This is a genomic window from Rhodanobacter sp. ANJX3 (assembly GCF_014200755.1).
In the GTDB taxonomy this organism is placed as follows: domain Bacteria; phylum Pseudomonadota; class Gammaproteobacteria; order Xanthomonadales; family Rhodanobacteraceae; genus Rhodanobacter.
On record NZ_JACHCM010000005.1, the window covers coordinates 40,825 to 62,406 of the forward strand.

22 protein-coding genes and 1 tRNA gene are annotated in these 21,582 nt (G+C 62.6%); 5 read left to right on the top strand and 18 right to left on the bottom strand.

Going from position 1 to position 21,582, the window contains the following annotated elements; all coding sequences use genetic code 11:
• Positions 1-99: 99 nt before the first annotated feature.
• The 5 genes from HDE76_RS14300 to rplM all read right to left on the bottom strand — a co-directional run bounded on the left by HDE76_RS14300 (position 100) and on the right by rplM (position 3,165).
• Complete coding sequence (locus HDE76_RS14300; protein ID WP_179482563.1) at positions 100-1,122, bottom strand: XVIPCD domain-containing protein; 1,023 nt, start codon at positions 1,120-1,122, stop codon at positions 100-102.
• Between the two features lie 9 nt (positions 1,123-1,131).
• Positions 1,132-1,704, bottom strand: coding sequence for a hypothetical protein (locus HDE76_RS14305; protein WP_184508574.1), 573 nt, complete (start codon positions 1,702-1,704; stop codon positions 1,132-1,134).
• A 490-nt stretch (positions 1,705-2,194) separates the two neighbouring features.
• Positions 2,195-2,268 (bottom strand) — tRNA-Gln (locus HDE76_RS14310).
• Positions 2,269-2,334: 66 nt separating this feature from the next.
• Complete coding sequence (rpsI, locus tag HDE76_RS14315; protein ID WP_179482528.1) at positions 2,335-2,727, bottom strand: 30S ribosomal protein S9; 393 nt, start codon at positions 2,725-2,727, stop codon at positions 2,335-2,337.
• Between the two features lie 9 nt (positions 2,728-2,736).
• Complete coding sequence (rplM, locus tag HDE76_RS14320; protein ID WP_179482526.1) at positions 2,737-3,165, bottom strand: 50S ribosomal protein L13; 429 nt, start codon at positions 3,163-3,165, stop codon at positions 2,737-2,739.
• 473 nt (positions 3,166-3,638) lie between these two features.
• On the opposite strand from rplM, the gene coq7 reads away from it, so the two are divergent.
• A complete protein-coding gene (gene coq7, locus HDE76_RS14325) occupies positions 3,639-4,280 on the top strand; it encodes a 2-polyprenyl-3-methyl-6-methoxy-1,4-benzoquinone monooxygenase (protein ID WP_179482524.1) in 642 nt (213 codons plus the stop codon).
• 55 nt (positions 4,281-4,335) lie between these two features.
• Here coq7 and speD read toward each other — a convergent pair whose 3' ends face one another.
• A complete protein-coding gene (gene speD / locus HDE76_RS14330; RefSeq protein WP_179482522.1) occupies positions 4,336-5,121 on the bottom strand; it encodes an adenosylmethionine decarboxylase in 786 nt (261 codons plus the stop codon).
• A gap of 377 nt (positions 5,122-5,498) precedes the next feature.
• On the opposite strand from speD, the gene crp reads away from it, so the two are divergent.
• Entirely contained in the window at positions 5,499-6,113 is a 615-nt protein-coding gene (gene crp, locus HDE76_RS14335) for a cAMP-activated global transcriptional regulator CRP (RefSeq protein WP_255457917.1), read from the top strand.
• 7 nt (positions 6,114-6,120) lie between these two features.
• Here crp and HDE76_RS14340 read toward each other — a convergent pair whose 3' ends face one another.
• From HDE76_RS14340 to HDE76_RS14365, 6 genes are all read right to left on the bottom strand, one after another.
• The gene (locus HDE76_RS14340) at positions 6,121-6,648 is read right to left on the bottom strand and encodes a GNAT family N-acetyltransferase (protein ID WP_179482520.1); all 528 of its coding nucleotides are present in this window, start codon (positions 6,646-6,648) and stop codon (positions 6,121-6,123) included.
• 5 nt (positions 6,649-6,653) lie between these two features.
• Positions 6,654-7,334, bottom strand: coding sequence for a haloacid dehalogenase-like hydrolase (locus tag HDE76_RS14345; RefSeq protein WP_179482643.1), 681 nt, complete (start codon positions 7,332-7,334; stop codon positions 6,654-6,656).
• A gap of 89 nt (positions 7,335-7,423) precedes the next feature.
• Complete coding sequence (gene trpC, locus HDE76_RS14350) at positions 7,424-8,218, bottom strand: indole-3-glycerol phosphate synthase TrpC (protein ID WP_179482518.1); 795 nt, start codon at positions 8,216-8,218, stop codon at positions 7,424-7,426.
• Positions 8,219-8,336: 118 nt separating this feature from the next.
• Positions 8,337-9,413, bottom strand: coding sequence for an anthranilate phosphoribosyltransferase (gene trpD / locus HDE76_RS14355; RefSeq protein WP_179482516.1), 1,077 nt, complete (start codon positions 9,411-9,413; stop codon positions 8,337-8,339).
• Positions 9,410-10,006, bottom strand: coding sequence for an aminodeoxychorismate/anthranilate synthase component II (locus HDE76_RS14360; RefSeq protein ID WP_184508577.1), 597 nt, complete (start codon positions 10,004-10,006; stop codon positions 9,410-9,412). Before HDE76_RS14360 ends, trpD begins: the two co-directional genes overlap by 4 nt.
• Positions 10,007-10,326: 320 nt before the next feature.
• The gene (locus HDE76_RS14365) at positions 10,327-11,109 is read right to left on the bottom strand and encodes a hypothetical protein (protein ID WP_184508580.1); all 783 of its coding nucleotides are present in this window, start codon (positions 11,107-11,109) and stop codon (positions 10,327-10,329) included.
• Between the two features lie 421 nt (positions 11,110-11,530).
• On the opposite strand from HDE76_RS14365, the gene HDE76_RS14370 reads away from it, so the two are divergent.
• Complete coding sequence (locus HDE76_RS14370; RefSeq protein WP_184508583.1) at positions 11,531-13,066, top strand: cryptochrome/photolyase family protein; 1,536 nt, start codon at positions 11,531-11,533, stop codon at positions 13,064-13,066.
• Between the two features lie 7 nt (positions 13,067-13,073).
• Here the strand turns inward: HDE76_RS14370 and HDE76_RS14375 are convergent, their stop codons facing one another.
• On the bottom strand, positions 13,074-13,763 hold the full coding sequence (locus HDE76_RS14375; protein ID WP_255481608.1) for a hypothetical protein: 690 nt from the start codon (positions 13,761-13,763) through the stop codon (positions 13,074-13,076).
• Complete coding sequence (trpE, locus tag HDE76_RS14380) at positions 13,760-15,238, bottom strand: anthranilate synthase component I (RefSeq protein WP_184508586.1); 1,479 nt, start codon at positions 15,236-15,238, stop codon at positions 13,760-13,762. Before trpE ends, HDE76_RS14375 begins: the two co-directional genes overlap by 4 nt.
• 204 nt (positions 15,239-15,442) lie before the next feature.
• Here trpE and HDE76_RS20960 point away from each other — a divergent pair, with 204 nt between their 5' ends.
• Entirely contained in the window at positions 15,443-16,603 is a 1,161-nt protein-coding gene (locus HDE76_RS20960; protein WP_179477964.1) for a pilin, read from the top strand.
• Between the two features lie 64 nt (positions 16,604-16,667).
• Here HDE76_RS20960 and HDE76_RS14390 read toward each other — a convergent pair whose 3' ends face one another.
• The 3 genes from HDE76_RS14390 to pdsR are packed head-to-tail and all read right to left on the bottom strand — an operon-like array spanning position 16,668 to position 20,125.
• Entirely contained in the window at positions 16,668-18,695 is a 2,028-nt protein-coding gene (locus tag HDE76_RS14390) for a histidine kinase dimerization/phospho-acceptor domain-containing protein (RefSeq protein ID WP_184508589.1), read from the bottom strand.
• Between the two features lie 36 nt (positions 18,696-18,731).
• On the bottom strand, positions 18,732-19,436 hold the full coding sequence (locus HDE76_RS14395) for a hypothetical protein (RefSeq protein WP_184508592.1): 705 nt from the start codon (positions 19,434-19,436) through the stop codon (positions 18,732-18,734).
• On the bottom strand, positions 19,436-20,125 hold the full coding sequence (gene pdsR / locus HDE76_RS14400; protein ID WP_179477967.1) for a proteobacterial dedicated sortase system response regulator: 690 nt from the start codon (positions 20,123-20,125) through the stop codon (positions 19,436-19,438). The genes HDE76_RS14395 and pdsR overlap by 1 nt, the downstream gene beginning before the upstream one ends.
• Here pdsR and HDE76_RS14405 point away from each other — a divergent pair.
• Positions 20,124-20,420, top strand: a complete 297-nt coding sequence (locus HDE76_RS14405) for a hypothetical protein (RefSeq protein WP_179477933.1) — start codon at positions 20,124-20,126, stop codon at positions 20,418-20,420. The genes pdsR and HDE76_RS14405 overlap by 2 nt on opposite strands.
• A 491-nt stretch (positions 20,421-20,911) precedes the next feature.
• On the opposite strand, the gene rpe is transcribed toward HDE76_RS14405, so the two are convergent.
• Entirely contained in the window at positions 20,912-21,580 is a 669-nt protein-coding gene (gene rpe / locus HDE76_RS14410; protein ID WP_184508595.1) for a ribulose-phosphate 3-epimerase, read from the bottom strand.
• Between the last annotated feature and the right edge of the window lie 2 nt (positions 21,581-21,582).

Consider the following 21,582-nt stretch of genomic DNA (forward strand, 5'->3'; position numbering starts at 1 on the left):
AAGAAATCGAGTGGGCTTTTTTCTTGGGCAAAATTTTGCGCTTCAAAAGTGCCTGACAAATAGTCACGTCAAGGTAAGCCATCATGGGCTCAACCCAACCTAGCCCATTACGGCGCCGGGTTGTTGGGTTGGCGCTTGCTGTTGAACCTGTGCCACCTGTTGCTGCTGAGCTTGAGCCTGCACCTGTTGACCCTGCTGCATGGCTTGTGGCCAATTTGCACTGCTTTGATTCACCGGGGTATTGAGTCCTTGCATGGTTTCCACATAAACCATCTTCCCGTCGAGCCCATGCCCCGCCTTGATTTGGCCCTCCATGGCAAAGATGCGCGAGCCGTCCGAGCCAACCATGACGTGGTCAATTTGATTCAGACCACCGGCCCGAGCCGAAACCACCAAGGACGCAGCCAAGTTGTCACTGTGAATTGTTGGCGTCCGACCATGTTCGGCATCAATTTTGCCTACCCCCGCCCTTGCCTGTTGATACATGGCGTAGTCGGGATGCTTGGGGTCATTCAATTGCTGCTCACTCAAAAGATGCTGCAACACACTTCGGTGAGCGGGCATCGGATTGGAGTGAGAGCTGTTGAGGGGGCTGCCTGGAACCGGGTCCTTGATGCTTTTGACATCATCCACATTCTCAGCGGGTCGAAGCGCACTCTTGCCTTCACCGTGTCCCGGTAAAGGAAGTCGAACGCTGGGCCCGAGGGGCGCGCCGGGCAGAGTAATGTCTGCATGGTTTTGGCGCTCAATACCGGCATGATTTAGGCCAGCCCAGGTGAAGTCCACACAGTTGTGCCGGACATCTTTGTAGTACTTATCGAAGCCAAACTTTTCGGGATGCGCACCAAATTCGTTGAGCTTGTCGTATTGGGCTTTGCTGACTTCCATCGTCCTTGAATAGATGGGGTCTTTGTAATTGATGTTGTCGTCAATAGTGATGCCGCCCGGCCCATCCATGCTTCCATGTTGGATGGGAGCAAAGCCAAAACTCTTGGGCGTGTCGTGACCATTGCTTGTCGTATAAAACATGTGCCCCGGTCCCGATGTTGTGCCAGGCGGCTCGTTGACCAAAGGCGTGCCGGGTGCAGCGAGGTAAACGGTAACGGTGTATTTATCATCCATGATGAGTCCTCATTCGCCTGTGTTGTAAAACTCGTCAACCTTCAATTCGGTCTGGATGTTTTTAAACATCGGCAGATCCTTTACGGTTTTGACCACCGCAACATAGTGACCGTAGTGCGATGGATAAAACCCGGCAACGAGGCAAGTGGATGCTCCTCCTTGGTATGCATGGAGATGCAAGTTCGCGATGTCGCTGTCTGCTTTCGGTGTAGCTCCATTGGAGACCGCCAAGATGGTTTGCTCATCTTCCGTTGGGATGGGAACCATCTTGCCCTGGTCAACCGAAAAGACCTGAACCTGAACAGGCACATCTTTTTGCTGAATCACGTTCTCGATGCTTCCATCTTGCGTCTGTGGAAAATCCAGACCCACCATGAAGCGGCGCTTGAGGTTGGCTTGACCTTCAACCACTGAGAACTCGATTCGAGCGGTTTGCCCTGCTTTGTCCATCGGGAAAGGAACAGTCACGGGCAATGCGTGATGTCCTGAGGCTGGAGGCGGCGTGGATGGTGAGCAAGCAGCGACTGCGAGAAGGCCAAAGCATCCAAACAACAACCTCGCAATCCTTGGTGCAGTGTTCACGATGAAGATTCCTTGTGAGATGCATCTTCATCCTATCGTAACTGCAATATTGCTCCCAGGTTAGGCAATTGCTTGTAAGGACGAGGGGCGACGGGGTGTCCGCGCATGTCTCGCTAGGAATATGTAACCAGGTACGGTCTGTCTAGCGATAGGTTGCAATCAGATCAATCCAGATTGAAAGAACGGGGCGCGATTTCGGTGTGATGCTTTGAATTTTCCATATGCAAGAAGCCGGACTGGTTCGCTCCCCTTGGCCGAACGGCCTGGATTGTTGGTCCCATCCTTGAGACCAACTCCGCTTCGCGGGACCAGCCTTCGGCTGTCTACAATCCAGACAAAATTGTCGACTGCGAAGGCAGGATGCCGAAGCGAACATCGGCGCAGCCGATGGCCCGAAGGGCGAGGCACAGGATGTGCCGAGTAACGTGGTTCGTCTCCTTTGCCTCCCAACGAAAATAAAAAACCCGCCACTGGGGCGGGTTTTTTATTTTGGCTGGGAGACTAGGATTCGAACCTAGATAGACAGCGTCAGAGGCTGTCGTCCTACCGTTAGACGATCTCCCAAAAACTGCTGGATCGATGCGCTCTGACTTTGGTGCATCGAACCGACAAACGCAATTCGGTAGGGAATTAGCGCTTGGAGAACTGGGTGGCGCGACGTGCTTTGTGCAGACCGACCTTTTTACGCTCGACTTCGCGAGCGTCGCGGGTCACAAAGCCAGCCTTGCGCAGTGGCGACTTCAGGGTTTCGTCGTACTCGATCAGAGCGCGAGCGATGCCCAGACGGATCGCGCCGGCCTGGCCGGTGATGCCGCCACCAGCGACCGTCACCAGGATGTCGAACTTGCTGGTGTTATCGGTCAGCTCAAGCGGCTGACGCACGATCATGCAGGAGGTCTCGCGACCGAAGAACTGCTCGAGCGACTTGCCGTTGACCACGATCTGGCCATTGCCCTTGCGAAGGAACACGCGGGCGGCGGAGGTTTTGCGGCGGCCGGTGCCGTAATTCTGCTGGATCGACATGATGATTCCTTAGAGTTCCAGCGCCTGCGGCTGCTGTGCGGTATGCGGATGCTCGGCACCGCCGTAGACCTTGAGCTTGCGATACATCTCGCGGCCCAGGGAATTTTTCGGCAGCATGCCCTTGACGGCGGTCTCAATCACACGCTCCGGGTAGGTAGCGAGCAGATCCTTGAGGCTGGTGGTCTTCAGGTTGCCGATGTAACCGGTAAAGCGGTGGTACTTCTTGTCGTCCAGCTTGCGGCCGGTGACGTGCACCTTCTGCGCATTGATCACGACGATATAATCGCCGGTATCGCAATGCGGGGTGTACTCCGGCTTGTGCTTGCCGCGCAGGCGATGTGCAATTTCGGTCGACAGGCGACCGAGCGTCTTGTCCGTGGCATCGACCACGAACCAGTCGCGCTTGACGTTGTCTGCATTGGCGCTAAACGTTTTCATTTCAGAATACCTGTTCTGCCGCCGTGAGGCGGTGCATATCATCGGTCGATCAGAGGCGCGAGATGATAGCGGAGCCGTCATCTACGGTGCAAGCCCGACGTTGGTCCGGCTGTGAGCTGGTAATCATAGCATGATGCACCCGCCGCTTGAAAAGTCCCCCCAGAGACGACAACCGTGTACGGCATGGCAAGCCCGGTCCGGCGGACGCAATGGCAACGGTTGTGTCCGGGATGGGCAGGTTACCGGCACCTGTCGGAGCTCTGCGTGACATGCTGCGCGGCGCGTTGGGAAACCGTTGATCCCCGGCCGCGAGCGGTCTGCGGCAAGCTGCCATGCTGTTGCTGCCACGGTTACTGTTGTCCAATGGCATTCCCATCGGGTCTTTCGCCGCTGGCAGCATTTGCTGCCATGCCGGGCAGGACCCGGCCAATGAACACCTCGTAAGCAATTTTCCAATGAAATCAGGAGCCGCCATGACTGTCCGTACCCTGACGCTGATCGACCGGCTGCTCGCTCAGTGCGAGCGCGCGCTGGAAGCGGTGGCCGGATCGCCCGCCGCGCAGCGCCCTTCACCCGGCAGCGCGGTGATGGAAGCGGATCTGGACGACGCCGAGCGCCGCCACGCCGCCGGCCTGATGCGGATCAACCACACCGGCGAAGTCTGCGCGCAGGCGCTGTACCTGGGTCAGGCCGCGCTGGCACGCCATGCCGATACGCGCGAGCACCTGCTGCATGCAGCCGACGAGGAAACCGATCACCTGGCCTGGTGCGCCGCCCGCCTGAAGGAGCTGGACAGCCGCCCGAGCCTGCTCAATCCGTTGTGGTACGCCGGCAGCTATGCGATCGGCGCCGCTGCGGCGCTGGCCGGCGACCCGTTGAGCCTGGGCTTTGTGGTGGAAACCGAGCGCCAGGTCGAGGCGCATCTGCAGGAACATCTGGAAAAACTGCCCGCGGCGGACGAACGCTCGCGCGCGGTGCTGACGCAGATGCAGGCGGACGAAGTGCGCCACGCGCAGGAGGCCCAGCAGCGCGGCGGTATCGACCTGCCCTTCCCGCTGCCTAAGCTGATGTCTCTCAGTTCGATGGTGATGAAGGCGGTCGCGTATCGCCTCTGACCCGCAGGCTTTGCGGGTGCGGCTATAAAAAAGCCGCCTTTCGGCGGGTTTTTCGTTACATCAGGTTGCGGCCGTGAAACAGCTCCTCGATCTCGCGCCGCAGCAGCGACTCGATGCGCTGGCGCTCCTTGAACGAGAGATCGTCGGCGTGCGAGTCGAACAGGTACGTGTCCAGATCGAAGTCCTTGATGTGCATCTTCGTGTGGAACATGTTTTCCTGATACACGTTGACGTCGAACATCTCGTACTTCTGGCGAATGTGCTTGGCAAGGTAGTCCTGCACCGAGTTGATCTTGTGGTCGATGAAGTGCTTCTTGCCCTTCACGTCACGGGTGAAGCCGCGCACGCGGTAGTCGCACACCACGATGTCCGACTCGAAGCTGTCGATCAGGTAGTTCAGTGCCTTCAGCGGCGAGATCACACCGCAGGTGGCCACGTCGATATCGGCGCGGAAGGTGGCGATGCCGTTGTGCGGATGCGTTTCCGGATAGGTATGGACAGTAATGTGGCTCTTGTCCATGTGCGCGACCACGGCACCGGTGATGGTGTCGCGACCGAGCTTCTCCAGCACCGGCTCCTCGGAAATCAGCATCGTCACCGACGCGCCCTGCGGGTCGTAGTCCTGGCGGGCGATGTTGAGGATGTTGGCGCCGATGATCTCGGCCACATCGGTGAGGATCTGGGTCAGCCGGTCGGCGTCGTACTGATCGTCGATGTACTCGATGTAGTTGCTGCGCTGCTCTTCGGACACCGCGTAGCAGATGTCGTAGATGTTGAAGCTCAACGCCTTGGTCAGGTTGTTGAAACCCTGCAGGCGAAGACGGGGAAGTGGTTTAACCAAGACGGCGCTCCATGGCGGTATGAGGCCAGCAGTAGAGGCGGGTTAGCGACAAGGGTCCCCGCTGAATGGTGTGACGCGCAGGCCGCAACCTTCCGCGATCATTGTGACCGGCGTGCGACAACGCAACATTGCCTTCGCCGAAAGACCGCGAAGTATGCGGTAAAACGCCGAAAAACTGAACCTTCGGCAAGTCGCTCAGGTTTGCCATAATGCAGGCCAACAGGGGACGGCAACGGCTACTGATTGGGCGGTAAGCCTTGGCTGCCGCCGGCATGAAACCATCGGCGGGAATGATAGTGGCGCAACTCAAATACCAGCTGCAGCAAGCTTTTGAAAGCTCCCAGGCGCCGCTCAGCCTTGCGCCCGATCCGGCCTCGATGGAGCGATTTCTTGCGCTTTGCCATCGCCGCCGCTATCCGGGCAAGACCGCGATCATCCGGCCGGGCGACCCGGCCAACACCCTTTATTACGTCATCGACGGCTCGCTCGTCGTATGCACCGAGGACGAACAGGGCCGCGAACTGATCCTGGCATACATCAGTCGTGGCCAGTTCATCGGCGAAATGGGCCTGTTTGTGGAGCAGGCGCAGCGCGAGTCGATAGTGCGCACGCGCACACCGTGCGAGATGGCCGAGATCAGCTACGAGCGCCTGTTTCAGCTGATGGAAACCTCGCTGCGCGAGGAATGCCCGAAAATCCTCTTCGCCATCGGCGCGCAGCTCACCACCCGAGTGCTGCGCACCTCGCGCCAAGTCAGCCGCATGGCCTTCATGGATGTGACCAACCGGATTTCGCGCACGCTGCTGGACCTATGCCAGGAGCCAGATTCCATGACCCACCCGGACGGCACGCAGATCCGCATTTCGCGTCAGGAAGTCAGCCGCATCGTCGGCTGTTCGCGCGAGATGGTCGGTCGGGTGCTGAAGCAGCTCGAAGAGCAGCGCATGATCGACGTGTCCGGCAAGACCATCGTGGTGCGCGGCACCCGCTGAGCTGCGTTCAGTCGTCGATAGCCGCCGGCTCCGGCGACTGATAAATCATGTACACGTCCGCGCGCCGGTAATGCGAATCGGCACGGGTGGACGGCTGCATCACGAAGCCGGCTTTTTCGTACATGCGCAAGGCGGTGGTCAACCGGCTGCTGGATTCGAGAAACAGCCGTCGGCCCTCGCGCCGATGGAACTCGGCAATCGCCGCATCGAGCAAGCGCCGCCCCGCGCCGTGTCCGCGAAAGCTCTCGTCCACGCCCATCTTGGTGAGTTCGTACACGCCGGGCGACTCATGCAGCAGCGCACAAGTGCCGATGATGCTGTCACCGAGCCGTGCGAAAAAGATCGCGCCGCCGGATTGCAGCACCTGCGTTTCCGGTTCGGTGAGCACCCGGCGATCGAGATCCTCGATGTGGAAATGCCGCTCCAGCCACTGCGCGTTGAGCCGATAGAAATGCTCCCGCAGCGCCGGCTCGAAAGGCACGATCTGCAGCGAAGCCGTCTCGCCCTGGCGTTCGTGGCTGTGCGAAGAAGACATGGCGCTCAGAACCACTCGACGCGTTTCACGCTGCGGCCCAGCGCCCTCTCGATTTTCTTGCACAGCTTGGGCGTGCCATTTACCAGCACCGCCTCAGCTGCGGGCTTGAGCATCGGAATGTCGTGCGATGAATCGCTATAGGCCACGCGCCAGGCCTGCAGGCCATGCGACGCCAACTCCTGCAGTTTGCGCTTGCCTACGTTGTGCGACTTCACCCGCATGCCCAGCCAGCTTGGCCGCAGCTGCGAGGCGAGCACTTCGATATCGGTCAGACCGAGCTCCTGCAGCATAGCGCTGACCAGGGTGTACTCGCAGCCGGTCACCACAACCACCCGGTCGCCCGCGGCCTGATGCCGGCGCAGCGCCAGCAGGCCATCGCGACAGAACAGCTTGGGCCGACGCACCAGCTGGGCGGCGAATGCTTTGGCCGCCGCGGCGTAGCGCGGCTCGCTGACGCCGAGCAGACCGATGTGCACTAGCGTGCGCACCGGCCAACGCCACGACACCATTAGGCCAAGAAGCAGCCACGGCACGGTAGGCAGCACCAGCAGCTTGCGCAGCAGCGAACGCTTGTAGCGATCGCGTATGAAAAGCCCGAACGAATCGGCGTGAATCAGCACCCCGTCAAAGTCGAACAGCACCACGCGTGACACCTTGGCGTCGATGATGGTGGGTTCGCCGGGCATCGCAGCGGTCGTCGCAGCTGGATCGAGCTCGATCGGTTGGGCAGCGAACGCCGCTTCATCCGGCATCGCTTCATGCGGTAATGGTTCGGTCACGGCGTACCGAACAATCGCCGCAGTTCGCTGCCCGGATTTTCGGCACGCATGAACGCCTCGCCAACCAGAAACGCCTGGATACCGCCTTCGCGCAGGCGCGCAACGTCTTCCGGCGTATGTATGCCGGATTCGGCGACCAGCACGCGGTCGTATTCGATCAGATCCTGCAGCGCCAGCGAGGTTTCCAGCGAGGTCTCGAAGCTGCGCAGGTTGCGGTTGTTGACGCCGATCAGCGGTACCGGCACGGCCATCGCGCGTTCGAGTTCCTCTTCATCGTGCACCTCACACAGCACGTCCAGATCCAGCTCGGCGGCCAGCAGCGACAGCTGCAGCAGCACGTCGTCGTCCAGCGCGGAAACGATCAGCAGCACGCAGTCCGCGCCGATCGCGCGGGCCTCGTACACCTGATACGGGTCGATGATGAAATCCTTGCGCAGCACCGGCAGCGCGCACGCGCCCAGCGCCTGCTGCAGAAACGCTTCGCTGCCCTGGAAAAAATCCGCATCGGTCAGCACCGAAAGGCAGGCAGCTCCGGCCTCCTCGTAGCTTCGCGCGATCGCCGCCGGATCGAACTCGGCGCGGATCACGCCCTTGCTGGGGCTGGCCTTTTTCACTTCAGCGATCACCGCTGGAAGGCCGGCGGCGATCTTTGCCTCGATCGCGGCGGCAAATCCGCGCGTGTCGGGCATGTCTTTGACGCGGGCGATCAGCTCGTCCATCGGCATTTTTGCTTTACGCTCGGCGACTTCTTCGGCCTTGCGCGCAAGAATGCGATTGAGAATGTCGGTCATGGCATGTCTCTGATTGGAACAACGTGGGTATGTGAATCGTGCAAGCGGCGCAGGCTGCAGTATCGCCGCTTCGGCTTGTGCAAGCACGCGGCCATGCTAGCGGCTACGCGAGCCCACTTTACGCGGATGCGGCAAGCCGGCGCGTGGCCTCGACGAACGCGTTCATTTTGTCATGCGCCGCGCCGCTGGCAATGGTCGCACGCGCCAGCTCGATGCCGTCGTCGATCGAGTCGACCACGCTGGCGGCGTACAGCGCCGCGCCGCTGTTCAGGCAGACGATGTCATGCGGCACGCCGCGACGGCCCTGCAAGGCCTCGAGCAGCATCGCTTTCGATTCCTCCACATTTTCCACCCGCAGATTGCGGCTGGAGGCCATAGCGAAGCCGAAGTCTTCGGGCTCGATTTCGTACTCGCGCACCACGCCGTCGCGCAATTCACCCACCAGGGTGGTCGCGCCCAGCGAAATTTCGTCCATGCCATCGCGGCCCCAGACCACCAGGGCGTTAAGCGCACCCAGCGCCTGCAGCACGCGCACCTGAATACCGACGAGATCGGGATGGAACACGCCCATCAGGATGTTGGGCGCATCCGCCGGATTGGTCAGCGGGCCGAGAATATTGAACAGCGTGCGCACGCCCATCTCGCGCCGCACCGGCGCAACGACTTTCATCGCTGGATGATGATTCGGCGCGAACATGAAGCCGATCGCGGTTTCTTCCATGCACTGCGCGACCTGTTCCGGCATAAGGTCGATCGACGCGCCCAGCGACTCCAGCACGTCGGCACTGCCGGACCTTGACGACACGCTGCGCCCACCGTGCTTGGCCACGCGGGCGCCGGCCGCGGCGGCCACGAACATCGATGCCGTGGAGATGTTGAAACTCGACGCGCCGTCGCCGCCGGTGCCCACGATATCCAGCAGGTGACGCGTCTCACCGCCGATCGGCACCTTGGCCGACAGCTCGCGCATTACCCGCGCCGCGCCGGTGATCTCGCCGATGGTTTCCTTCTTGACGCGCAGGCCGGTCATGATCGCCGCCGTCATCAGCGGACTGACCTGGCCACCCATGATCTGGCGCATCAGCGAAATCATCTCGTCGTGGAAAATTTCGCGATGCTCGATCGTACGCTGCAGGGCCTCCTGCGGCGTGATCGTGATTTCCCGATGCGGCACCTCGCGATGCGCCGCGCTCATGCGGCGAGCTTCAGCGGCTGACCGAGAAAATTGCGCAGCAGGTCGTGGCCGTGCTGAGTCAGGATGGACTCGGGATGAAACTGCACGCCTTCCACCGGCAGCGTCTTGTGACGCAGGCCCATGATCTCGTCGATCGAACCGTCCGGATGCTCGGTCCACGCGGTGACTTCGAGGCAATCGGGCAGCGAGTGCTGTTCCACCACAAGCGAGTGGTAGCGCGTCGCCTCGAACGGATCGGGCAAGCCGGCAAATACGCCCTGCCCGCGGTGGCGTACCGGCGACGTCTTGCCGTGCATGATCTGCTTGGCCCGAATCACCTTGCCGCCAAACGCCTGCCCGATCGCCTGATGACCGAGGCACACGCCGAAGACCGGGATCTCGCCCGACAGCTCGCGCAATACATCCAACGACACGCCCGCATCGTCCGGCGTACCCGGCCCCGGTGAAATCATGATGTGCGAAGGGGTCAGCGCGCGAATGCCGGCCACATCCAGCGCATCGTTGCGCACCACCTTCACCTGCTGCCCCAGCTCACCGAGATACTGCACGAGGTTGAAGGTAAAGCTGTCGTAGTTGTCGATCATCAGCAGCATGGGATGGCGGATCCTGTCGGTAAAACAGCGCGGGCCACCAACGGCGCGTGCCGGCTGTGCGACAACGGCAAGTCTGCCTGGACTGCCGCCGCTCGCATCTGCAGGCCGTCATTGTGCGGGATGACGCATGCTGTCGTCATCCCGCCAGTTCGACGGGGTAATGCTGTGACAAAAAGGTTATAGAGCGGCAATGGGCATTGCGTAGTGCAGCCGCCGGCTGCGTTCCGCTTCATAATTGCGGGAAGCTGACGTTTTTGCGCAGCCACCGAAGCGAACCGCTGGCGGACTATCGCCCGCCAGTGGCTGGTCCGACTACTGAATCAACCCTCCGGGTGCATGGCCTTGCATGACGCACCGGTGCACTCGATCTGCAGCGCGGCCGTTGTCGGGCATGTTGACTCGAACAACGCACGCTGACCGTCTGCCATCAACACGCGGATCGCCCGGTCACACTGCCGCGTAGCGGCAACGTTTTGCGCCGCATTGAACATGGAAGCGCTGATGCGCCCATCGAGACTGGCCAGATCCACCTGTGGTGAATTCTGCGGCTGGCTGTAGCTGATCGGCGACGGCACCGAAGGACTGATGTAAGAATAGGCGTGCGAAGACGGAGCATTCGACATCACCGAGATCGTGTTCGGATAGTGATGCGCCGCGCCGTTGCCGAAATCGACGATCAGGCCAATCACCCCGCCGAAAAGAAGATTGCCCCAGACCATGCCGCGCACGCTGGAGTAAGTCATCTGGCTTCCGACCGGAGCGCCGTCTTTCACGCATTGGACGTCGAGCGGACTGCTGTCGCGGTGCACGGTAACTGTACCTGGCGTCGTGACGCTTTGTGTTCCCCGGTTATTCGTCACCGAACAGTTGGCGCCCTGGACGCTTTGGCCGCCCGAACGAGCCTCCACGCTGAGGTGTTGATGTGTACCGCCCACGATGGATGCGCAACCGGAAAGGCCGCAAATCATCAGCAACGTCATGGCTTTCTTACTGGACAAATGATGCATCGTTCCCGCTCCTTGAGTAGTGATATGCACACGGACGCACGGCGTTCGAAAGAACGCCTGCTTGAAAAAGTCACCGGAAGTGTGAAACGCCTGCACCAGAGCCCGGCGAAGAAGCCCAGGTTGTCGCGTAGAAGCGACTTGATGCCTCGGCACGATTACCCCCCAGTCATCGTGCCCGCTGATTCTTGCAGAAACGCGTGGGGAATTTCGACTATTTAATTCGATGGCCGCATCGAAAGATTTTGCGGCGTTAAATGGAGTGAAGTCTGCTCAGATGAATTCGCGGTCGTGCGTGTCGTGAATCAGCCTAATCTCCACAACCGTCGCGAAGGCGCGGAACTTTGCGGAAGCATGTAGCGAGCTCTGACGGAGGCTTTAGGATTTCTGCATCCCAAGCCTAGCCGCTTCGGATCCTACTGCTGTACCGAATATTTTTTCTGCGGCGGCTGATGTCGCACGCTCTCCGGTTGCCGCCCAAGAGCAACTACGATTGCCGTATAAACAGGGCAGCTAGCCGATGCGTAACTTGATCGTGGTGCTTGGCGACCAGCTGGATCGCGAATCAACCGTGCTGGAAGATTTTGACCCCGCGCTTGATGCGCTGTGGATGGCCGAATGCGTCGGTGAGGCGACGCACGTGTGGTCGCACCAGGCGCGCATCGCGATCTTTCTCGCCTCGATGCGGCACTTTCGTGACGACATGCGCGCGCGCGACTGGCCGCTGCACTATCGGGCGCTGGGCGAGCACACGCAAGCGCAACTCGATGGCGTGCTGCGCGAAGACTTGCGCAAGCTGAAACCCGAACGCGTAGTGCTGGTGCGCCCCGGCGAGTGGCGGGTGCGCGAAGCACTGCGCACCGTGGCCAAGGACGAAGGCGTCGAATACGCCGAGCATCCCGACCGCCATTTCTTCATCGAGCCGGAGGACTTCGCCGAATGGGTCGGCGCGCGCCGTGAAATTCGCATGGAGCATTTCTATCGCTGGATGCGTCGGCGCTTCGACGTGCTGATGGACGAGGACCAGCCGACCGGCGGCCAGTGGAATTACGACCACGACAACCGCAAGAGCTTCGGCAAGAAAGGTCCGGGCATGCTGCCCGCGCCCAAGCGTTTCCCGCCGGACGCGATCACCCGGGAAGTGCTCGATCTCGTGGCCGAGCGGTTCGGCGATCATCCCGGCAGTCTGGAGGCTTTCGACTGGCCGGTCACGCCGAAACAGGCTACGCAGGCACTGAAGGATTTCATCGATCATCGGCTGGCCGCCTTCGGCCAGTGGCAGGACGCGATGTGGAGCGACGAGCCGTGGCTGTATCACGCGCGGCTGTCCACGGCGATGAACCTCAAGCTGCTCGACCCGCGCGAGGTGGTGCAGGCCGCTGTCAACGCCCTCAAGAGCGGACGCGCCGAACTGGCCGCGGTGGAGGGTTTCGTGCGGCAGGTGTTGGGCTGGCGCGAGTTCATCCGCGGCATGTACTGGCGCGACATGCCGAAGCTGCTGCAGGGCAACGCGCTGAAGGCGCATGCGCCGCTGCCCACTTTTTACTGGACCGGCGACACCGACATGAACTGCCTGCGCGAAGCGCTGGGGCAGACGCTGAAACACGGCTACGCGCACCACATCCAGCGGCTGATGGTCACCGGCAACTTTGCGCTGATGCTGGGCGTGGAGCCGGCACAGATCCACGCGTGGTATCTGGCCATTTATGTCGACGCGGTGGAATGGGTCGAGGCACCCAACGTGATGGGCATGAGCCAGTTTGCCGACGGCGGCAAGATGGTATCCAAGCCGTACTGCTCGTCCGGTCGCTACATCCAGCGCATGAGCAACTACTGCGACGACTGCCGTTTCAAACCCGATAAAGCCGTCGGCGACGACGCCTGCCCCTTCACCACGCTGTACTGGGATTTTCTCGACCGTCATCAGACGCGCTTCGCCCATCACCCGCGCGCCGCGCTGCAGTGGAAGTCGCTGGAGCGCTTGAGCGAGGATGAGCGCAAGGCCATTCGCGATCAGGCGGGCGCGTTGCGCAAGCAGCTGGCGAAAGCGGATTGATCGCGAGTCAGCGACCGGCCGGCGCCGGAAACGCCAGCACCTGCTCGGTGTAGGTCTCGATCACCGTACTGAACGGCCGATTGTCGGCCGCGTAGAGAACTGCACGATGCTGCAGCACTTGGTGCGGAATCGACAAGGTGCCCTGGCCGGCAGGCAGTGCGTTATCGGCCGACTCCCAGCCAGCGGGCAATGGCGACCACAGCAACTTCGCGTCGAGCGTCTGCCGACGAAAATGCAGCGGCAGTACCACGCGTCCGAAGGGCGTATCGGTGTGATCGAGCTGCTCGTTCATCGCGGCCGTGAGCCGCGACGGCACGTACCAGTTGTCCGCTTCGGAAAGCACATGCGAGCCGCAGCGCAGCAGCACGCGGCGATAGCGCACCGGCTCGCTCGGCCCGATCGCCAGCTGCGTGCGTAGATCGTCAGGCAGCGGCTTGTCTTCACCGGTGACGCGCTGTGCGCTGATCTTGGCCGGCTCGGCCATGTGGTGATCGCCGCACCAGCGCTCCATCGTCAGCGTGGCGCTGTCGTGACTCAGCAGATCGGCGTTGAAGGTCTGCAGCAGCGCCAAAGCTTCCAGTCGGCCTACCGGCGTATCCGGCCATGCCGTTGTCGTATCACGCGCCGAGGCGCCGCCGACCAGACAGCATAGTAAGAGTCCGACGATGATTGTCGATGCCCGCCGATTCTTCATCATAAGCCTTTCGCCGCCTGTGCCACCGCACGAAACAGCGCGCGGCCTTTGTTCATGGTCTCTTCCCACTCGGCCGCAGGATCGGAGTCGTAGACAATGCCAGCGCCGGCCTGAACGTGAAGACGACCGTTCTGGATCACCGCGGTGCGAATCGCGATGGCGGTGTCGGCATCGCCCCACCAGCCGATCCAGCCGATCGCACCGGCGTAGATATTGCGTTTGTACGGCTCCAGCTCCTGAATGATCTCCAGCGCTCGGATCTTCGGCGCGCCGCTGAGCGTACCGGCCGGAAACGTCGCCTTGAGGACGTCCATATAGCTTAGCCCGGGGCGCGCTTTGCCCTGCACCTGCGACACGATATGCATCACATGCGAGTAGCGCTCGATCGCGAACGATTCGCTCACTTCCACGCTGCCGGTTTCGCTGATGCGGCCGATGTCGTTGCGCCCCAGATCGATCAGCATCACATGCTCGGCGCGCTCTTTCGGATCGGCCAGCAGCTCGGCTTCCAGAGCCGCATCCTCCGCCTCGCTCGCGCCGCGTTTGCGCGTGCCGGCGAGCGGACGCACGACGACCTTGCCGTCCTTCAAGCGCGCCAGAATTTCCGGCGACGAGCCGACGATCTGCGTATCGCCCAGATCGACGAAGTACATGTAAGGCGACGGATTGAGCGCGCGCAACGCGCGGTAGACGTCGATCGGCCGCGCGTTAAAACGCACGCTCAATCGCTGCGACGGCACCACCTGGAAAATATCGCCGGCGCGAATGTATTCCTTCGCACGCTCGACCATCGCCTCGAATTCCTCGCGGGTGAACGACGAGGTGAAATCGCTTTCGTCCACCAGCTCGACCGATGGCGTCGGCGACGGATACGAGGCACCGCCCTGACGCAGGCGGTAGACCAGTGCATCCAGCCGCCGCTGCGCATTGGCATAGGCCTGCGGCTGCGTGGGATCGGCGTGCACGATCAGGTACAGGCGGCCCTTGAGGTTGTCGAACACCGCGACCTCTTCGGCCAGCATCAGCAACACATCGGCCGTGCCCAGCTCGTCGGGGCGGTCCCACTGCGCCAGCCGAGGCTCGATGTAGCCGATCGTCTCGAAACCGAAATACCCGACCAGACCGCCGCTGAAAGCGGGCAGCTCGGGCAGCTGCGGCACGTCGTATTGCTGGCGCAGCACCTCGATTTCGGCCAACGGATCGGCGACGTGGCGGCGCTCGGTCACCTCGCCCGAATCCTCCACTTCGAGTTCGTGGCCGCGCAGCCGATACACGCGCCGGGCCGGCAGACCGATGATCGAATAGCGACCCCAGGTCGCCCCACCCTCGACCGATTCGAACAGAAACGTATAGCGGCCATCGGCCAGCTTCAGGTACACCGACAGCGGCGTATCGAGGTCGGAAAACACCTCGCGCACCAGCGGGATGCGCGTATGGCCCTTGGCCACCAGCACGTCGAATTCGTCTCGGGAAATCACAAGCGGCTCTGACTGAAGGGAAGCGGCTGCTGAAGATAGCAGGCTGCGGGCGGACAGGCACGGCGTTGGCCCATGCTCGACAGCTTTCCGGCGCCCATCTACTCTGCGACATGGACGGCAGGGGAGATACATCGTCGTTCGCTGCAGGCTTGCTCGCCAAGCCCCGCAGCACACAGCTCACTTCACGAAGACAGGGGACGCCGCGTGACCATTGACGATCAGGTATGGATAGGCCAGAACGGCGAAAAATATGGGCCCTACAGCGAGGCTACGGTGCGCCAGTGGCTGGCCGAAGGAAAATTCGCTCCCGATGCGCTGGCATGGCGCGAGGGCATGCCGGACTGGGTGCCGCTGAGCCACTTTTTTTATGCGGCTCCCGGCATGACGCCACAGCCGGCACCACCGCCGGCCTTTCGAACGCAAGACGGTGGTTTCGGCGGCGATTCTTTTTCGGCCCAGCGTTACGGTGACACCGGCCGCACCCAGGCAAACCGTGCCGATATTCCCGAGCCACCTTCGCTGCACTGGGGCCTGGTGCTGCTGTACTCGATCCTCACCCTCGGTATTTTTTCGCTGATCTGGCCGTTTATTCAGGCCAGCTGGATTCGCAGGGTCGATCCGCAAAGCAAGAGCCGGCTGCTGCTGGTCATCGCGCTGGTCTGCTTTTTGATCGGTGAGCCGATCTACTGGATCGGGGTCGCGGCTCAAATGCATGGCAACAGCGGAGCGGCCGGCCTGGGCGGGATGATCTTGCTGGCGCGCTGGATTCTTTATCTGGTGGCTTATTTCTCGATGGCCGGATCCATCGAGAGGTTGGTTGGCCAGTACGGCATCCGTTCGGAGATCGGCCGCATCACCCTGTTCTTTTTTCCGATGTTCTACCTGCAGGCACAGCTGACGTGGCTGGCGCGCTGGCGGCAGACCGGCCAGACCTTTCCGGCCGCATCGAAGGGATCTATCTGGGCCACGGTCCTGATCGTGCCCTTCATTGCCATACTGGCCGCCATCGCCATTCCCGCTTATCAGAGTTACATCGTCCGCATGCAGGTGACCGAAGGTTTGTCGCTGGCCGATAGCGCCAAGACGGCATTCAGCGCGTACTACGACAGCCACCATGCCGTGCCGACGGACAACGCCGCCGCCGGCCTCGCGCCGGCGACATCGATCACCGGCAAATACGTCTCCAGCGTCGATGTCTCCGGCGGCAAGATCACGGTCACGTTCGACGGCGACGGCGCCAACGGGACGATCCGCGACAAGGCGCTGGTGCTGACGCCGGAAACCAGCAGCGGCCAGATCACCTGGACGTGCAGCGCGGAGAGCACGGTACCGGCGCGGGATCTGCCCGTGAGCTGCCGCCGCTGAATTCAACCGCAGGGTGCGAGTTCTCGCGTTTGCATCCAGCCGGGCTTTTTCGACTTACATCGGCTCAGCCGCCCAGACGCTGCCTCGACATGCCGTGCAGCTGCAGGGCGAAAGCCACGCCACTGGCGTCGTCGAGATTGCGCGCCGTGGCGACGCCATGGTGGCGCTCGGCCACCAGCCGCACCACGTAAAGACCGAGCCCCAGATGCGGCACGTCGCCCGGCGTGGCCTTGTCGCGCAGGCTGACCAAGGTATCGAACAGGCGACCCTGCATGGCTTCGGGCAGCAGCGGGCCCTGGTTGGCCAGCTCGATCTGCGCGCCGTTGTCGATCGGCGACAGGCTCAGCCGCAGCCAACCCTGTTCGGGCGTGAACGACAGTGCGTTGTCGAACAGCTTGTCCAGCGCCTGCGCCACCAGTTCGGGCGCGCAGTGCAAGACCAGCGGGGCGTCGGGCAGCACGCAGTCCAGCCGGCGCGGGCCGATCAGTGCGCGATAGGCGTCGGCGCAGCCGCGCACGACGTCGCGCAGATCCACGTCTTCGGGTTCGGCGCTGGTGATCGACCGCTCCATGCGGCTGGACTCGCTCATGGCGCGCACCAGGGCACCGAGCCGAGCCACGCCGTCACGCGCGCGTTCCAGATAGGGCCGCCCTTCGGGAGTCAGTGCCGCGTGCTCCAGATTGTCCAGCGACGATTTGACGATCGCCAGCGGGGTGTTGAGCTCGTGCGACAGCTTGGAGGTCAGCGTGCGCAGATAATCGGTATAGCTGCCGACCATGCCGAACAGTTTCTCGAAGCTGCGCGCGAGGTCGCCGATCTCATCCATCGAATCGGTCATCGGAAAACGGCCATCCTCGAAAAGGCCGTCCAGACGTCCATCGTTGAGCTGAGCGCGCTCGGCCGCATTGCGCAATCGACCGAGTCGAAGGCTTAGCCGAGTGGCAAACGCCAGCAGGATCGCGCCGGCAACCAGCAGCACGCCAAAGCTGGTCAACAGCAGGCCGAGCAGCGCGCGATTGGCCAGCAGCGGCACGGTGCGGCTGGCCTGCTCCAGCAGCAGCACGCCATCGACCTTGCCGCCCTGCCCGATCGGTACGGCGGCGGTGAGCACCACGCTGCCGCGCTGCTCGCCGCTGCGCCATACGCTGACCGGCTTGCCTGCACCGGCATGGGCAACTTCGCGCGTATCCAGTCGAGGCACGTCCTGCGACCACAGGCTGGCGTCCTCCAGCCGCTTGCCGAGCAGCGAGCGATAGATGATCGAGGCGAACCAGCCGGGCTGGCCGTCGGTGCCCCGTGTGGTATTCAGCCGGCCGCTGCGCGCCAGCAGCCAGCCCTGCGGCGCCAGTAGGCGCGCCTGCGCGTCGTCCGGCGCAAGCCGACCCAGTTCACCGGACAAGAGTGTCGAGTAGGCAAGTAGCGGTCGCGTATCCGCCGCTGTGGGATCACCACCGGCCGAGGCGTCGTACACGCCCACGCCCAGCGCGCGCAGTTTCAGGCTGCGCGACAAACGCAGCTCGACGCGATAACCGCTGCCGTCCTCCTGCCACTGCGCGGTCAGCGGATCGGGAAAGCCGGCCACCGGCGGATCGAGCGAATGTGCGGTCAGCGGGCCGGGCGCCGCGCTGGCCAGCAGATAGCGCTGCTTGCCCGCCGCGTTCGCCAGCGTAAGGATGAGATGGTCGGCGGCCAGCGCATTGGCGTCACTCGCATCGGCGCGCGTGCGGCGGGTATCGCGCACGTCGGCGTAGAGGTAAAGCCACTCGCCGTCCTGGGCCAGCAGCAGTTTGCCGCGAGGATTCGATGCGGGGCCGAGCGCCTGACTCCAAGGCGTCAGCGGCGCCCAGTCGTCGCCGTAGCCATCTACCGTGATGGGGCTGGTCGCCTGCTGCACATACCAGCCGTTGGCATCCTCCGGCAGCACCGCGCCGGTGACCACCAGGCTGCGCGCCACCGCGCGTGCCGAGGCGAGCAAGGCATCGGCCTGCCCTTCGCGCAACAGCGTCTCCATCTGCCGCACGTATAACCAACCCGCGATCGGCAGCGCCAGCGTGCACAGCGCCACCAGCAGCAGCTTTTTACGCAGGCTCATCGGCGGACTAGCCGCGACGCAGGCATCGGCGTGCCATCACGGCGTTGACGTTCGGCTGGTGGACTTGTAGCCGCGCTGATATTTCGTGTACGTCGATTTCTGCACCACCTGCCGCAGCAGCGCCAGCACCGACGCGCGCTGCGGGTCCTTGGCGGCCACCGTCATCGACCAGCTCAGGCGGATGCCGGTAGCTTTGCCGGGATCGCAGAACACCACGGCATCGTCCATGTGGTCGCTGCCCTGATACAGCACGCCGTCGCAGGTCATGGCCGTGCCGGTGACCGGGAACGCACTGACCGCGGCTTTCGGATCTTTCTTCACATAGCTGGCCTGGTCGGCCGCCCGCTCCGCCTTCAGCGAAGGCAGCTTGCGCGGCCACACGTTGAGCACCATCACGCGGTCAGGGTTGCCGGTCCAGTCGCCCTGGTAGATCACTAGATTGACGCCGATGGCGCGGGCGTACTGGCAGCAGTCGCTGGTCCAGCCCGCCGGCGGCACGGTCACGATGGACCAGCCGGGTACCGATTCGTCGGCACCGCCGCTGACGGTTACCGTCTTTGCGTCACCCTGGGTCGCTGCGGTCGCAGCGCGAGGCGAGACGTGCGAGGCGCCATGCGACGTCGACAGCGGAATCGGCGACGTGGCGGACGATGCAGCCACCGGAGCGACCGCCGTGCGATCGACGGAATGCCCCGTCGTGGCGACCAGCAGCAGTGCAAGCGCGATGAGCGTCGCGCGCATCACGGCTTCCACCGGTAGCCGACGCCGTGCACGGTTTCGATGCCGTCGAACTCGGGCGCCACGGCGATGAATTTTTTGCGGATGCGTTTGACGTGCGAGGTGATGGTGGCGTCGTCCACCACCAGCTCGGCCTCGCGCATCAGCTGGTCGCGATTCTTCACGTGGCCGGGGAAGCGGATCAGCGTGTGCACCATCCAGAACTCGGTGACGGTGAGCGGAATCTCCTCGCCGTTCCAGGTGATGCGCATGCGCTCGGACTCCAACTTCAGCGGCCCGTGCTGGATCACCGTTTCGCTGGAGGCCGGCGCCTTCAGCGACTCGATCCGGCGAAACAGCGCTGCAATGCGCGCAGCCAGCTGATGCAGGCTGGTGTCCTTGCTGAGGTAATCGTCGGCGCCCAGGCGCAGGCCGGAGATCACGTCGAAATCCGAATCGCGCGCGGTGAGAAAAATTAGCGGCAGCGTGGCCGATTTGGCGCGCAGCTCGCGGCACAGGTCGAAGCCGCCCTCCGGCTCGTCGCCCAGGCCGATGTCGATAATCACCAGCTCCGGCAGACGCATGGCGAACGCGCTCGAGGCTTCCTGCCGTGAACCGTAGCCGCGCGCGTCGTAGCCAAAACGGTTCAAGGCCTCGACGTAGTTGGCGCGAATCAGCGGTTCGTCTTCAACGATGGCAATGCTGCGGCCCATGGCGCGCTCCTTTGTGGTGGGCGCAGCGTGCTATGTGAAGGGCACTGGCGCAAGCCATTCGTCGTCACTGCCCGCGTATTGCCACAACCCAGCGGCAGGTGCGCCCGATTGCGTCGGCGCCAGCGCCCGAAAACGCGGTGTGATGGCCACCATGAACCACGCACGGAGAACGGCAATGCAGGGCAACGAATCCAAAGAACGCGACCCCAACGCCGAATTGCGCAGCTTCGAACCGCTGCGGGTGTCGCTCGCGATCGGCGCGCTGCTGCTAGGCGTGATTCTCGGCTTTCACTGAGGCCGCGGCCGTGCTGAACCATTCATTCTGTTCAGGTTTTATCGACTCAGGCTCCGACGACTGGGCTGCCATGGAAGGCGAGCGGGCATCTGGCGCGAACGGAAGCGCGCCGGATGCGCGGCAGGAACCCGATCCCGGCTGGCAGCCGCTCTAACGCCGCATCGGCCCGATGTTCAACGATCATGGTGACCTGTTCTCCCCTCGGTCATGAGGGGAGCTTTTTTGGCACAGGCTCTACAAGCGCGCGGGCCGTATTTTATTTCGCGCACAGCGGGAACCAAACCGGAAAACGCAATGTCTGAGTCTGTGATTGGCGCGCTTCCATAGCCGTGGAATGTGTCGATGCGGGCGTTGACCCCTCCCTCCGATGCGCTCGCATCGACCTGCGCCAATCATTGATGTTTCCTCTCACGTCTGACGACGTTTATCCCGGTGCTGCCCTGCGCCGGGATTTTTATTGGGCGCTAGTCGCGCCGGCCCCGATGCCCGTCTCAGCCGATGGCCCTGCGCATGGCGTCGATCTCGGCGCGGTAGTCCTTGGCGTGGAAAATCGCCGAACCGGCGACGAAGGTGTCCGCACCGGCTTCGGCAATGGCAGCGATATTTTCAGCCGTGACGCCGCCATCGATCTCCAGCCGAATCGCGCGGCCGCTGTCATCGATGCGGCGACGCACCTGACGCAGCTTCTCCAGCGCGCCGGGGATGAACTTCTGCCCGCCAAAACCCGGGTTCACCGACATGATCAGGATCAGGTCGAGCTTGTCCATCACATAGTCCAAGTGATCCAGCGGCGTGGCCGGATTAAACACCAGCCCAGCGGTGCAGCCGGCGTCCTTGATCAGGCCCAGCGTGCGGTCGATATGCTCGCTGGCCTCCGGATGAAAGCTGATGTTGGTCGCACCCGCCTTGGCGAAATCCGGCACGATGCGATCGACCGGTTTCACCATCAGATGCACGTCGATCGGCGCCGTAATGCCGTACTTGCGCAGCGACTCCAGCACCGCCGGCCCGATGGTGAGGTTCGGCACGTAGTGGTTGTCCATCACGTCGAAATGCACCCAGTCCGCACCCGCGGCCAGCGCAGCGGCAGTGTCATCACCCAGCCGCGCAAAATCCGCGGCGAGAATGGACGGAGCGATCATCGGGGCTTGCTTGCTCATGG

Excerpts from the sequence above, each read along its gene's own strand:
- HDE76_RS14300 (WP_179482563.1), bottom strand. The coding sequence starts at position 1,122 with ATGGATGATAAATACACCGTTACCGTTTACCTCGCTGCACCCGGCACG.
- rpsI (WP_179482528.1), bottom strand. The coding sequence starts at position 2,727 with ATGTCGATCCAGCAGAATTACGGCACCGGCCGCCGCAAAACCTCCGCC.
- rplM (WP_179482526.1), bottom strand. The coding sequence starts at position 3,165 with ATGAAAACGTTTAGCGCCAATGCAGACAACGTCAAGCGCGACTGGTTC.
- coq7 (WP_179482524.1), top strand. The coding sequence starts at position 3,639 with ATGACTGTCCGTACCCTGACGCTGATCGACCGGCTGCTCGCTCAGTGC.
- crp (WP_255457917.1), top strand. The coding sequence starts at position 5,499 with ATGGAGCGATTTCTTGCGCTTTGCCATCGCCGCCGCTATCCGGGCAAG.
- HDE76_RS14340 (WP_179482520.1), bottom strand. The coding sequence starts at position 6,648 with ATGTCTTCTTCGCACAGCCACGAACGCCAGGGCGAGACGGCTTCGCTG.
- HDE76_RS14345 (WP_179482643.1), bottom strand. The coding sequence starts at position 7,334 with ATGCCCGGCGAACCCACCATCATCGACGCCAAGGTGTCACGCGTGGTG.
- trpC (WP_179482518.1), bottom strand. The coding sequence starts at position 8,218 with ATGACCGACATTCTCAATCGCATTCTTGCGCGCAAGGCCGAAGAAGTC.
- trpD (WP_179482516.1), bottom strand. The coding sequence starts at position 9,413 with ATGAGCGCGGCGCATCGCGAGGTGCCGCATCGGGAAATCACGATCACG.
- HDE76_RS14360 (WP_184508577.1), bottom strand. The coding sequence starts at position 10,006 with ATGCTGCTGATGATCGACAACTACGACAGCTTTACCTTCAACCTCGTG.
- HDE76_RS14370 (WP_184508583.1), top strand. The coding sequence starts at position 11,531 with ATGCGTAACTTGATCGTGGTGCTTGGCGACCAGCTGGATCGCGAATCA.
- HDE76_RS14375 (WP_255481608.1), bottom strand. The coding sequence starts at position 13,763 with ATGATGAAGAATCGGCGGGCATCGACAATCATCGTCGGACTCTTACTA.
- HDE76_RS14390 (WP_184508589.1), bottom strand. The coding sequence starts at position 18,695 with ATGAGCCTGCGTAAAAAGCTGCTGCTGGTGGCGCTGTGCACGCTGGCG.
- HDE76_RS14395 (WP_184508592.1), bottom strand. The coding sequence starts at position 19,436 with ATGCGCGCGACGCTCATCGCGCTTGCACTGCTGCTGGTCGCCACGACG.
- HDE76_RS14405 (WP_179477933.1), top strand. The coding sequence starts at position 20,124 with ATGGCGCGCTCCTTTGTGGTGGGCGCAGCGTGCTATGTGAAGGGCACT.
- pdsR (WP_179477967.1), bottom strand. The coding sequence starts at position 20,125 with ATGGGCCGCAGCATTGCCATCGTTGAAGACGAACCGCTGATTCGCGCC.
- rpe (WP_184508595.1), bottom strand. The coding sequence starts at position 21,580 with ATGAGCAAGCAAGCCCCGATGATCGCTCCGTCCATTCTCGCCGCGGAT.